General features: G+C 68.9%; 3 protein-coding genes. All 3 read right to left on the reverse strand.

Features of this window, described 5'->3' with window-relative positions; all coding sequences use genetic code 11:
* Window positions 1–185: 185 nt before the first annotated feature.
* The 3 genes from RPC_RS16880 to RPC_RS16890 are packed head-to-tail and all read right to left on the reverse strand — an operon-like array spanning window position 186 to window position 13,889.
* On the reverse strand, window positions 186–9,017 hold the full coding sequence (locus RPC_RS16880; protein WP_011473791.1) for a type I polyketide synthase: 8,832 nt from the start codon (window positions 9,015–9,017) through the stop codon (window positions 186–188).
* A complete protein-coding gene (locus tag RPC_RS16885) occupies window positions 9,004–11,109 on the reverse strand; it encodes an AMP-binding protein (RefSeq protein WP_011473792.1) in 2,106 nt (701 codons plus the stop codon). Before RPC_RS16885 ends, RPC_RS16880 begins: the two co-directional genes overlap by 14 nt.
* Window positions 11,106–13,889, reverse strand: coding sequence for an ATP-binding cassette domain-containing protein (locus tag RPC_RS16890; RefSeq protein ID WP_041801973.1), 2,784 nt, complete (start codon window positions 13,887–13,889; stop codon window positions 11,106–11,108). Before RPC_RS16890 ends, RPC_RS16885 begins: the two co-directional genes overlap by 4 nt.
* Between the last annotated feature and the right edge of the window lie 2 nt (window positions 13,890–13,891).

Below are 13,891 nucleotides of genomic sequence, written 5' to 3' on the forward strand. Positions count from 1 at the left end.
TGCCCCGGCCGGCCACCCAATGCGAGGAAGGTGATGGACCACATCGCACAATCGTGCCGGTCGCCGCGCCAGGACGCCATCGACGAAGCGCTCCGTGAACTTGCGTCGTCCGCAAAAACTCTATCCAGGCCGAAACACAACCGATCGAAACCCGGCACTCTTGCGCTTTGGAGAAGCGATACCTGTCAATTGAAGAGGGTCAGGGCGTCGAGATCCTCCTGGCTGAGGTCGAGCGCCGAGAAGTCACTCGGCGAATAGCGGCGCTCGGAATTGCCCGCCACGGACCGGCAGGCGTCCGCCGCGACAGCGACCGCGTCCAGCAGGCGCTCGATGGTCGCGGCCTGATGGCCGGCGCCGAATTCGCAACGCACGATGAGAGCGCCGGCATCCTGCCAGCAATTGAAGGCCAAGCGATGCGGACGAACCGCCCGGGCGGCGCGCTCGCGGCCCGCCCCCAGCCGGATCAGTGGCAGCCCGGCATGGCCGAACCGGCCGATGTCGCCGAGATAGTTGAAGGACAGTCTTGGCCGCGGCGCGGCCAGCGGGACAGCGGCAGAGCGTAGCAGTCCGTAACCCATCGACCGCGCCGTCGCCCAGCGCGCGGTGTCTTTCACGGCCAGCAGCCAGCGCGGCAGGTCGGTGGCGTCCGCCGGTAGCGCCACCGGATAGCGGGTGGTGAACCAGCCGATGCTGCGCGACAGATCGATGTCGGCGTCACCCGGTTCGCGGCCATGGCCTTCCAGTTCCAGCTGCACCGCGCGGCCCGCCCAGGTGAATAAAGCGCGGGCGACGATAGCGAGGACGCTCTCGTGCGGCTGGTGGCCGAAGCGTTCGCTCAGATCGGCAAACAGCGGCCGGCACAGCTCGGCGTCCAGCCGCAATTCGCGGTGTTGCGCGTCGCCTTCAAGATCCTCGGTGTCCGGATGATCGAGCGGCACCGTCACTGACGTTTCCGCCACCGCCTGCCAATAGGGGCGATCGGCCTCGAAGGCGGCGACCGACGCCGGTTGATGACGGCACCACCACGACCACGCGGTGGCGGGTGTCGCCACCGGCCGCGGCGGGTCCGACAGCGCGTTGGCGAGATCGTCCGCCAGGATTGTCCAGGAGACCATGTCGAACACCAGATGATGCACAGCCACGACGAGGCGCTTCGCGGCGCCGGTCTCGACAAGGCCTGCGGCGAACTGACGACCCGCAGCGGGGTTGAGCTGCGCTATCAGGCGATCGGCCATCCGATCCTCGGCGGCCGACGATTCTTCGACGGCAGCTATCTGCTGCTGCAGCAATGCTGACGAGACGGCCGCTGCTTCCACCTGCTGCGCCGGCGGGTCGCCGTCGCATAGTCGGATGCGCAACGCATCGTGGCGGCGAACGGCCGCTGCGAGAGCCGTGCTCATCGCGTCCGCAGTCACGCCGCAAGGAAGGTCGAACACCGCCGTCAGCGCCCAATGGCGGCGGTCGGGCATCTCGATGTCCATGAACCAGCGCTGGATCGGCGTCAGCGGCACCGCCTCCGCAACCGGCCCGCGATCTTCCACAGCGTGTGCCGAGACCGGCTGGATGATGCCGGCCAGCGCGCGCGGCGTAGGCGCGGTGAAGATCTGCGTCGGCGACATCAGCCAGCCCGCCGCCCTCGCCTTGCCGGCGAGCTGGATCGCCATGATGGAATCACCGCCCAGCGTGAAGAAATCATCATCGGGGCCGATGTCTTGCGCCTGGTCTCCAAGGCCGGAGAACAGCTCTCGCCATAACAACAAAACCGTGGCGAGGACGCCTTCGACGTGAACCGGAGCAGCGACCGCAACGTCACGGGGCGCGGCGAACTGCTGCATCAGCGCCTTGCGATCCACCTTGCCGTTGGCGGTGAGCGGCAGCGCCGCGACGATGATGAGGCGGGACGGACGATGCGCTTCCGGCAGCCGGTCGATCAACAGAGTGGTGAGGCTGTCCGCGGTCTGGCCATGCGCGACCACAGCGCCGAGCAGGCGCGCCGCGCCGGCGTCATCGCGTTTGACCAGCACCGCCGCATCCGACACGCCCGGGCAGGCGCGCAGCACCGCCGCCACGCCGTTGGGATCGACCCGATGGCCGCGGATTTTTGCCATGTCGTCGTTGCGGCCGAGGAAACGAACGAGGCCGTCGGCATCGATGCTGCCGAGATCGCCGGTGAGATAGGCGCGCGCGCCGTCGGCGCGGCGAATGAAGCCGGCATCGGCCGCCGGCGCCAGATAGCCCAGCGCCACGCCCGCGCCGCTGACGCGGATCTCGCCGGTTTCGCCAACCGGAAGCACCGTGCCGTCGGCATCGACGATCTCCACGACGGCGCCATCGAGCGCATGGCCGATCGGCAGGCGGCCATCCGCCAGCGCGTTGGCGAGCGCCGCGGTGACTTCCACCATGGTGCAGCCGATCGTGGTCTCGGTGGGGCCGTAATGATTGAAGACGCGCAAGCCGGGCCGCAGCGCCGCCAGCCGTTGCACCAATGCAAAGGTGAGCACATCGCCGCCGCAGATCAGCGCGCGCCGCGGCAGCAACGCGGCGGCGTCCGGATGCGTCATCAGTGCGGCGAGATGGCTGGGGACGATTTTCAGCACGTCGGCCGGCGCCTGCGCCATCCGGGCAATCAAGGCGGCGGGGTCGCGCGCGGTGGCTGCATCCACGACATTGAGAGTGCCGCCGGAGGCCAAAGCGCCGATCACGCTGGTGTAGCCGAGGTCGGCGGCGAAGGAGGTGACGATCGCAAATATTAGAGGCGCTGGGATCGCCAGCCGGCGCAGCATGGCCTCCGCATAGCCGTGCAGTCCGCCGCAGGACACCATGACTCCCTTCGACCGCCCGGTGGAGCCGGAGGTGAATAGGATGTAAGCGAGATCCGAACCGCGGCACGCAACGCGCGGCGGCGCCGTCGCGGCCGGCGCATCGCGGCTCCAGCCCAGCGTCGGAATCGATGCCGTCTCGCCCTGCGTCGATGCATCCGTCACCAGCACCTTGGCGCCGGATTCGGCGAGCAGCGTGGCGCGGTGGGCGGCGGGGTGCTCCGGCTCGAGCGGGACGAAGGCGGCGCCGAGTCGGCTGGCGGCCGCCATCGTCACCAATGGACCGGCGCCGCGATGGAGGCAGAAGGCGACGCGGTCGCCGCGCCCGACGCCCCGCGCCGCAAGCCGCGTCGCGAGGTTTTCGCTGGCTTGCGCGAGTTGAGACCAGCTGAGCGTGCCTTCGTTGTCGATCACCGCCGGCGCATCGGGCCGCTGTGACGCCCATTGCGACACGTAGTCGGCGATCGTGCGAACTGGTGCCTCCGGTGCCGCGGGCTCCGCGCCGATGTCGTCCAGCAATTCGCGATAGCGGGCGACCCAGCCCTCGACCCGGGCGGCATCGAACAGGTCGGCGTTGAAATTCGCCGCGATGGCGAGGCCCGCTTCGCTCAGTTCGAGATTCCAGTTCAAATCCCAGCGCACGCTGCCATGGGCGTTGGCGCTGATTGTTGGCGCGAGGGCGCCGAACGCCGCGAGCGACTCCAGGCGGTCGAGGTTGAAGGAGACGCTCGCCAGCGGCGGCCGCGACGGATCGCGTCGTGAACCACTAGCCTTGACGATGGCGGACAGCGGATAGGCCGGATAGGCCATCGCCTGCGCCATCGCCGCGCGGGTCACGCTGAGCGCATCCGCGCCGCCGATGCCGGCGAGCCGCACCGGCACGGTGGAGATGCAATAGCCGCTCAGTCCCGGCTCGCCCACCATCGGTTGCCCGGCGGCGAAGATCGCAACGACGATGTCGTCCTGCCTCGAAAGTTCGGCCAGCAGCCGTCCATAGGCGGCGAGGCACAGCGTGAACAGCGAGCAGTCTTGCACGCGCGCTTGCGCGGCCAGCCGATCGGCCAGCACCGGCGGCAGCAGCGCAGCGATGCGCCCGCCCGCAAACGTCTGCAGCGGCGGCCGCGTCCGGTCGGCGGGAAGATCGAGCGGCGCGGGCAGATCAGCGAAGACGCCTTTCCAATGCGCCGCGGCGTCCGGGTCGGCGGCCGCACTGCGCGCAAAGGCCGCGAAGCGCTGATAGCTAGCCGGCGCCGGCAGGGTCGCCGGGGTCGCTGCGAGGCGAGCCGAATAGAGCCGGCCGAACTCGTTGGCGAGCACCTGCATCGACCAGCCGTCGGTGACGATATGCGGCTGGATCAGCACCAGGGCGCTTGCGCTCGCGCCGACCCGCAGCAGAGCAAGTTTAAGTAACCGGCCGCCCGCCAGATCGAACGGCCGTGCCGCCGCAGCTCGTACCCAGGCCGCCGCAGCCTCGGCATCCGGCAGGTCGGCTTCGTCCAGCGTGATGGTAGCTGCAGTGGCGATCTGCGCCTCGCCGCCGCCCTCCGCAAAATTCATCCGCAGGCTGTCGTGCCGCGCCACCAGATCGGCCAGCGCGCTTCGAAGCGTCGGCGGATCGAGCGGGCCTTCGAAGCACAGAACCAGCGTCTGGTTATAGGCCGCAGCACTTTCGGGACTGAAGGCCGCGAGCATCCACAGCGCCTGCTGTCCCGGCGAGGTGGCGATGGTCGCGGGCGCCGCCGGCCGCGGCGACGAGCCCATCAGACCGACCGCCGTCAGCGCGCGGGCGCTGTCGCGCACCGCCTGCGCCACCTGGCCGAGATCGGAATCGGTATGCGCCGTGGAGAGGAAGCAGGTGCGCCCTTCCCAGACGTATACGCCGCGGGAGATCAGCTGGCTGTAGAACAGATCGCTGGCGCCGGAAAAGCGCATTACCGAGGAGAAGTGCTCGACCCGCAAGGCGCTGCCGTCGTCTTCGAGCGTCGCGTTCAGCTCGCGGCAGAAACGGTCGGTTGTGGCGTTGAGGCGTTCCTGCAACACCGGCCCGGAGGCGTCCAGATGGCTGAGCACCGCGGTTGCGGCCGCCATCGCCAGCGGGTTCTTGTTGAAAGTGCCGGCAAAGAAGGTTCGCTCGGCCTGCGGACCACCGGCGCCCTGCAGCGGCCAGGTGCCGCCATCGATGCCGTCGAGGAACGCGCGGCCGCCGGCGACGACGCCGATCGGCAGGCCACCGCCGACGATCTTGCCATAAGTCACAAGATCGGCGCGGACGCCGGCCCAGGCCTGCGCCCCGCCGGACGCCACGCGAAACCCGAGCAGCACTTCGTCGAAGATCAGGGCGGCGCCGGCGCGGCTGGTGAAGCCGCGCAGCCATTGCAGAAAAGCGCGCGGCTGCAGGCTCGGGCGCCGGCTCTGCACCGGCTCGACGATCACCGCCGCGAGCCGGTCCGACAGCGCCTCCAGCGCGGCCTGGCTGCCCTCGGGATCGGCATAGTCCAGCACCACCACGTCGGCCAACATGCCGAGCGGCGTGCCGCTGGCGAGCGGCAGGCTGCCGCCCTCGGCGGCGCGCGCCAGCGTGCCGTCGAAATGGCCGTGATAGGAGCCGGCGAACATCGCCACCAGCGGGCGGCCGGTGGCATGGCGGGCGAGACGCAGCGCGGTCATCACCGCCTCGGTTCCGGTGTTGCAGAACAACACCCGCTCATTGCCGGTGAGGCGGGCGATCAGCGCCGCGGCCTCGCCGGCCTTCTCCGCCTGCGGCCCGAGGAACAGGCCCTGCTCCGAGAGCTGGCTTCGTATCGCCTCGACCACCATCGGCGGGTTGTGGCCGAACAATTGCACGCCAAAGCCCATGGTCAGGTCGACATAGTCGTTGCCGTCGGCATCGATGATGTGGCTGCCCTGACCTTTGATGCCGATGATCGGGTAGAGCATCGACTTGGTCTCGGGCCGGAAGCCCGCCACCGCGCGACTATCGGCCAGCACGGCGCCAAAAGTTTCGCGCTGCCGGCGCGACGCTTGCCTGGCTGCGCCATAGCGGGTGGCGAAATCCGCGATGAAGGTTTTGCCTTCTGCGCTGATCGGCTCGGCCTGCGACCCCGCCGGCGCGATGCGCGCGACGGGGTGCATGACGAGGGTAGACACACCTGTTACTTGCGACATGGCGGAGGACGCGGCGGCCGTTTCAGGCGCGCGGGCCTCCACCTCGCTGACGACGCGCTCCAGCAGCGCGCGTGGCGTCGTCAACGTCTCGAATAATTCGCGACGCGGGATCGCCACTTTCCAGCGCCGTTCGAGCGTGGAAATCGCTTCCATCAAAGCCAGCGAATCCACCCCCAGCGTGAAGAAGCCGGCATCGCCGGCCAGCGCCGCCTCGTCCAGTTGCAGGCTGCGGCGCAGGCTCGCCGCAATGGCGGCGCGCACTTCCTCCGGGCTCAGCGCCGGGGTCACCGCCGGCTGCGACGCGGGCGCTGCGGAGACGGCTTGTTGCGCGACCGCCGGCCGGCCCGGCGACGCGATCCAGTGGCGTTCTCCCGCGAAGGGATAGCCGGGCAGGTTGACGCGCGCCGCGCCGCTCATTGGCCATCGGATGTCGATCCCCGCGGCGAACAGCCGGCACAGCGCGAGCGCCAAAGTATCAGCCGCCGTGCGGTTGCGGCGCATCGTGGGAATGAAGTGCGTAGCTTTGTCCTGGAAACCGGGAGCGCGCTGGGCAAAGCCGACCAGGGTCGCGGCGGGGCCGATCTCCACCACGACATCTGCACCGTAAGCAGCGATCGTCTCGAGGCTGTCGCCAAACCGCACCGGCTGGCGGATCTGCCGCCCCCAATAGGCTGGGTTTTGAAAATCCGCCGCGAGGCTTCCGGTGACATTGGAGACCACCGGCAGCCGCGGCTCCGACAAGCCGGCGTCGCGCACCACCTGCTCGAACGGCACCACCGCGGCGTCCATCAGATGCGAGTGGAAGGCGTGGCTGGTGGCGATGCGCTGGCAGCTGATGCCTGCGGCGTCCAGATCCACAAGTAACGACGCGATCGCCGCCTTGTCGCCCGACACTACGACTTCGTCCGGCGCATTGAGCGCGGCGATGTCGAGGCGCGCGCCGAAACGCTGCAGCAGCGGCGCGACGCGCGCGATCGGCGCAAACACCGCCGCCATCTCGCCATCGTCCGGCAGCGCGCCCATCAGCCGGCCACGCGCCGCCACCACATCGAGCGCGCGTTCGATCGGCAGCATCCCGGCCACACAGGCGGCCGACCATTCGCCCAGGCTGTGCCCGGCCACGATGTCGGGGACCACACCGAAGGACGCGAGGCGTGCGGCCAGCGCGTATTCGAGCACAAACAGCGCCGGCTGCACCTCGGCGGTGTCGGGCGCCCGACCGCCGGGGGCGGAATCGAATCGCAGCGCCGCGGGATCGGTGCCGAGCCGGCGCGCGGCCGTGTCCAGCCGGTCGCGAAAGATCGGGTCGGCGGCATAAAGATCCGCCGCCATGCCGGGCCACTGGCTGCCCTGTCCGGAAAACAGGAAGGCGATTTTCGGCCGCTCCGACCCGGCGACGCCGCTGGCCCCGGCGACAGGCTGCTCGCCCTCAGCAATGCTGCGCAGACCTGCGAGGGCTTCGTCGTGACTGCGCGCCAGGCAGGCGGCGCGATGGGCGAAGCGCCCGCGCCCGCTGGCAAGGGTCGCGGCGACGCCCGCCAGCGGCGTCTCCGGATAAGCGGTCAGATGATCGGCCAGCGCGGCGGCGAACCGGCGCAAGCCGCTCTCATCGCGCGCAGAGAACGCCAAGATCGTCGGCAGAATTTGTTCGGCAACTGCATCGGCACGCGGCGGCGCCTGCTCGACGATCAGATGCGCATTGGTGCCGGAAAAGCCAAAACTGCTCACGCCGGCACGCCGGTGCGTAGCGGCAGGCCAATCCATCGCCTGGTCGACGACGCGGACAGCTAGATCGCTCCAGGCGATGCGTGGATTGGGGTTGGACTGATGCAGCGTCGCCGGCAGCCGTCCGGCCTGCAGCGCCAGCACCATCTTGATCAGGCCGGCGATGCCGGCCGCGGCTTCCAGATGGCCGATATTGGTCTTGGCGGAGCCGAGCAGCAGCGGCACGTCGCGATCTCGCCCATAGGCGGCGGCGAGCGCCTGCACCTCGATTGGATCGCCGAGCGGCGTGCCGGTGCCGTGGCATTCCACGGCCTGCACGTCGCGCGACGACAGACCCGCATCGGCCAGCGCGGCGACGATCACCGCCTGCTGGGCGGCGCCGTTCGGCGCGGTGAGCACACTGGAATGGCCGTCATGATTGATCGCGAAGCCGCGGATGACGGCGCGGATGGCGTCGCCGTCGCGCTCGGCGTCGGCGAGCCGCTTCAGCACCACGAGGCCGCCGCCCTCGCCGCGCACATAGCCGTCGGCCGCGGCGTCGAAGCTGCGGCAGGCATGGCCGGGCCCCAGCATCCCGGCGGCGGCGAGCGCCGTGGTAACAGCCGCGTCCAGCACCAGATTGACGCCGCCGGCGAGCGCGAGGTCGCATTCTCCGGCGCGCAGCGCGCGGCAGGCGGCATGAACCGCCACCAGCGACGACGAGCAGGCGGTGTCGATCACCAGAGCGGGGCCGGTGAGGTCCAGCCAATGGCTGATCCGTCCGGCGGCGATCGATCCGGCATTGCCCAGAATGGCCGCAGGGGAGAGGCTGTCGCTTGTGTGAAATCTGGCGTCGTAGTCATTGGCGCCGAGCCCGAGGAAAACTCCGGTCGCGCGCGGGCGCAGCGCAGCATCCGCATAGCCGGCATCTTCCAGCGCCTGCCAGGCCAGCATCAGCGCGAGCCGGTGCTGCGGGTCCATGACGTCGGCCTCGGCCGGCCGCAGCCCGAAGAAGCCGGCGTCGAAGCGCTCGACCCCGTCGAGATAGCCGCCCGGCGGCAGTCCGTCGCGCTCCGGCCGATCCGCAGGCGCAGCGCGAACCGCGTCGCGCCCTTCGAACAGCATTTTGCCATAGGCTTCCGCCGAGCCGGCGTCGGCGAAACGGGCGGCAAGTCCGACGATCGCCAATGGCTGGCTGACCCTCGCCGTCTCGGTTCGCAGCGCATCGATGCGGCCTTCCAGCGCCAGCATCAATTCGGTGATCTGCTCCGGACGCAGCCGGCCCAGCCGTTGGGTGAGGTTGGCGCGCCGGTCCTCAGTGGTCGCCACGGCCACCTCCCTCGATCATCGATAGCAATTCCTCCAGGTCGCCGCCGGCGCGCGGCGACGGACTTGGGGCGGGAGACGCCGGTGGCGATCCGCACAGATGCGCCACCATGGCGTTGATCGTTGGGTGATCATAGGCGAGAGTCTGCGGCAGCTTGCGGCCGAGATGCGCGCCGAGCGCGCCGGCGAGTTCGACGGCATCGACCGATGTGAGGCCGAGTTCGCCGACGCCGCGATCCCCCCGCACCTCCGCCAGCGGCAGTTCGAGCCGCCGCGCAAACCACTCGCGCAGCCATCGATCTAGCGCCGCCGCGTCACCCGGCGGCAGCGAGCTGTTAGTCCCGGACGCAACCTCACGAATCTGCTCTCCCGCGACGCGCCACTCGGCGATCACCGGCAGCGCACCGGCACGCCAGGCCTGGCGGTTGGCCGCGCGCTGGATCTTGCCGCTGGAGGTGCGCAGCACCGCGCCCGGCTCCACCAGCACGATGCGGGATAACTGAAGTTCAAGCGTCTGCCAGACCGCCGTGCTGATCGCGCTGAACAATGGCGCCGGATCGCTGCGGCGCTGGGTGCGCTCCAGCTCCTGCACCAGCACGACCTGTTCGGCGCCCTGCTCGCCCGCAATGCTGAACGCGGCGCCGCTGTCGACGCGCAGCGCCGAATGAGCGGCCTGCGCCGCTCGCTCGATGTCCTGCGGATAGTGATTGGCGCCCGATAGAATAATCAGATCCTTGATGCGGCCGGTGACGCAGAGTTCGCCATCGATCATCGCACCGAGATCGCCGGTGCGAAGATATCCGATCGTGTCGTCTTCGCCGGCGATGTGAACGCCGAACGTCGCAGCACTTTCTTCCGGCCTGCGCCAGTAGCCGCGCGCAATGGTGGGACCGCCGAGCCAGATTTCGCCGACCCGGTCGGCAGGCTGACGACGTCCGGTCTCGGGATCGACGATGGCGATCGTGACGTCGGCCAGCGGCGTGCCGGAGCCGGCGATCGCCGTCCGTCGGGCCGCAGCACCGTCGAAAGCGATCCGTCCGTCCTCCAGGGCAGTCGCATCCAGCGTGAACAGCCGTGGCGCCACAGCGACGGGGCTCGCAGTGACCGCGAGTGTGGATTCCGCAAGGCCGTAGGCCGGTGCGAAAGTCGTGTCGTCAAAACCATGCGGGCCGAAATTCTCGATGAAGTTTTGCATCACCCGCGGATCGATCGGCTCGGCGGCATTCATCGCCATCACCAGACTGGAGAGATCGAGCCCTTCGCGTTGCTCGGGCGGAATCCGGCGGCTGCAGAGATCGTAGGCGAAACTGGGCGCCGCGGTGTGCGTGCCGCGGAAGCGGCTGATCGCCTCGAGCCACAGCACCGGGCGCTGCAGAAAACTGTTCGGCGCCATCTGCACCACCGGACAGCCGGTGAACAGCGTCTGCAACAGGCCGAAGATCAGGCCGAGGTCATGGAAGGCCGGCAACCACGTCACCATCGTGCTTGATGGCGACAGGCCCCAGGCGTCCTGCATCCGCGCCATATCCGCCATCAGATTGTCATGGCTGACCTCGACGCCCTTAGGCAGCGCGGTCGAGCCGGAGGTGTATTGGATAAAGCAGGTCGCGGCGGGATCGACCTCGCGCAGCGGACCCGCCAGCGCGGGGTCGCTGTCGATGCCGCCGATGTCCTGCCAACGGATCGCCGCGAGCACCGCGCTGTCCGCCAGCCACAGCGCCGACTCCGCCACGCCGCCGGTCAGCGCCACCGCGGCGCCGCTGTCGGCGGCCACCGCTTGCAGCCGCTCAATCAGCCGATGCCGGCGCGGCGGGTTGATCGGCACGGCGAGCCGTCCCGACCACTGGCAGGCGAGGAACGCCACCAGGAAGTCGACCGAAGGCTGGAACACTAGCAGCACCGGCGCGCCCGGCGCGGTCTGCCGTTCCAGGAAGCCCGCCACCGCGGCGGCCCGCGCCGCCAGCTCCGCCGCGCCGCAGCGCTCAGCCACCGCGCCATGGCTATCGAGAAAGCTGATCGTCCAGCGGCTGTCGGGCGCCGCGGCAAGCGCGGCGAGGCGGGTGGCAATGCTGCCGGCGGGCGCGTCAGGACTCATTGCGGTCGCGCATGCTGCTGCAACGTCTGCCAGGCGCAATATTGCGTCATGGCTTCATGGCGCGCCGCGAGGATCGTCACGATCCGTTGCTCGATGTCTGGATCCTCGGCGAGCAGCGCCCGCAGCGCCGCGCGATCGATCGTCAACAGTTGGCAGGCCTTGCGCGTCACCACGCGGGTGAACTCTTCGGCGTTTTCCAGCGCCGCATATTCGCCGATCGTATCCCCCGCTTCGAGCGCCTCCACCGCCATGAACGTGCCATCCGAGAGACGAATGCTCTGCTGCACCTCGCCCTGAGTAATGACGATCAGGCGGTCGGCCGGCTTGCCGTCCTCGATCAGCACGGTGTCGGGCGCAACCGCTTCCACCGTCATGCGGGCGAGCAGACGTTCGACGAAGTCGGCCGGCACGCCCTTGAGGATGGGACGCTTGCGCAGCCGGTCGAGCAGTTGATCGCGCGGCACGGCGCCTTCGGCTCCGGCGATCACGCTGCGCTGCCACAGATCCGCATAGACGCCGTCGGCGGCCAGCAGCGCCTGATGGGTGCCGCTCTCGACCACGCGACCGGCCTTTACCACATAGACCAGATCGGCGTGCTCGCACTGGGTGAGGTCGTGGGTGACCGACACTACGGTGCGCCCGGCCGTGACCTTGCGCAACGTCGCCTCCACGGCGACGCGGCTCGCCGGATCGAGCGCCGAGGTGGCCTCGTCGAGCAGCATGATCTGCGGATTGTGCAGGATGGCGCGGGCGATGGCGAGGCGTTGACGTTGTCCGCCGGACAGCTTGTTGCCGGCCTCGCCCACATTGGTGTCGTAGCCGTCGGGCAGCGACATGATGATCGGGTGGATGTCGGCGGCCTTCGCGGCGGCCTCCACTTCGGCATCGGTGGCGTCGAGCTTGCCCATGCGGATGTTCTCCCGCACCGAGGTCTGGAACAGCATGGTGTCCTGCGGCACCAGCGAGATCAGCGAGCGGACCTGCGCTTCGCCGAGCAGGCGCAGATCGACGCCGTTGAACCGGACGTGGCCGCTGCCGGGCGAGAACTGATTCTCGATCAGGCGCAGGATGGTCGACTTGCCGGAGCCGGACGGCCCCACCACCATCACCCGCCGCGGGCAGTCGATCGTCAGCGAGATCTTGTCCAGCACCGGGCTGCTGCCGTCATAGCTGAAGCTCACCTCGTCGAATTGCAGCGAATGCACCACCCCGCCGATCGATTCCGGCCGTTCCGGATCCGGCGCGGCATCGGGCTTGGCGAGTAGGTCCTGCGCTCGCTCGAGGCCGCCGACGCCCTGAATCAGCAGCGGCAGTTGCGCGCCGATGAAGCCGGCCGCGCCGCCGATGGTGATCAGCAGCGTGATGAAGGCGACGATCGTGCCGGACGATACCAGCCCGTCCACCGACTGCACGGCGCCGAGCCCGATCACCAGCAGTTGCGCGGCGCTGACACCAAAACTGGTCAGGCGGCCCACCAGGCCGGACGAGAAGTACTGATGGTAGCTCGCGGTGAAAACCTGGCCGATCTGCCCGGCGAACAGCGTCGACCGCAAGTCGCGCAGACCGAAGATGCGGATCACCCGCTGCATCAGCAGCGTCTCCTTGACGATCTGCGCAAGCCTGGCGTCCTTGGCGCCGCGCTCGTAGTTGTAGCGCACGGCGCGCTTGCTGACGCCGCGCGGCAGCCAGAACGCGAAGATCAGTGTCACCAGGGTGACGATCGCCAATTGCCAGTCCAGCGTGAACGCCACCACGACGGAGCCGATCAGCATCAGCCCCTTGGAGAACAGCCCGGGCACCGCCCAGATCACGGCCTTTTCCACCACGGTGATGTCGTTGGAGAAATGGGCGATGATCTCGTCGGTGCTGGAGCTGGCCAGTTCGCGCGCATCGATGGCGTTGATCTTGCGAAACATCCGTTCGCGGAGGTCGTTGAGGATGCGCGGTCCGAGCTTGGCCAGCGTGTAGTCCAGCACCACGCCGAATCCGGACGCGGCCAGAAAGCCCAAAGTGAGGTAGGCCAGATAGAGGCTGATGGCCTCCACATCGCTCGGCTTGATGCCCTTGTCGAACAGCGACTGCAGCAGCACCGGCACGGTGACGGCGTAGAGAATCTGCACCGCGTTGGCGAGCAGGAACCAGAACAGCAGCACCCTGTGCTGCGCCGCCGCCCGCGCCACCCACATCACCAGATGCACGGGTCCTTTGCGGACCGGACCGCCGTTCGACGCCTCTTGCCATTTCAGTTCGAGGGCAGCGGCGGAGAGGCCAGCGGCCGCCTGGCTGGCGGAATCCGCGGTCCCGGCGATCCCCATCTCGCGGCCGAACTTGATGAAGCCTTTCGGCCCCAGCTCCTTCAGCAGATAGTCGACGAAGGCCGCCGCCCGGCGCACGTCCTTCTGGTCCACTTCTGGCAGCAGCAACCGACTCGCGAGACCATCGAGATCACGAGCGTCCGCGCGCGGGATGGCGACCGGAACGTGGTTCTTGCCGTCTTCCCGAACGACCTCCTGAAGCAGCGAATGCAGCAGACCGAGCCCCAGCAGGCCCCAAGCGCCGCTCGGCATCGCCAGTTTGTAGGTGAACAGGTGGTGCGCCAGACGCTGCACCGGGTCGCGTCGGGCTTCCGCCGGATTGGCCGCCATCGCGGTCGCGATGAAGCTGCTGTCCGGGTTGAGGGCCAGGCGATCGCATGCAAGGCCGTAGAGCCGCTGCAGCTTGTGCTGAACCTCGTCGTCGGTTTCGCTCTTCTTGAACCATTCGAAATGCCGATTGGACATGG

This window comes from Rhodopseudomonas palustris BisB18, assembly GCF_000013745.1.
Lineage (GTDB): Bacteria > Pseudomonadota > Alphaproteobacteria > Rhizobiales > Xanthobacteraceae > Rhodopseudomonas_A > Rhodopseudomonas_A palustris_F.

What these genes read in the sequence shown, in the direction of transcription:
- RPC_RS16885 (WP_011473792.1), bottom strand. Translation starts at nt 11,109, where the DNA reads ATGAGTCCTGACGCGCCCGCCGGCAGCATTGCCACCCGCCTCGCCGCG.
- RPC_RS16890 (WP_041801973.1), bottom strand. Translation starts at nt 13,889, where the DNA reads ATGTCCAATCGGCATTTCGAATGGTTCAAGAAGAGCGAAACCGACGAC.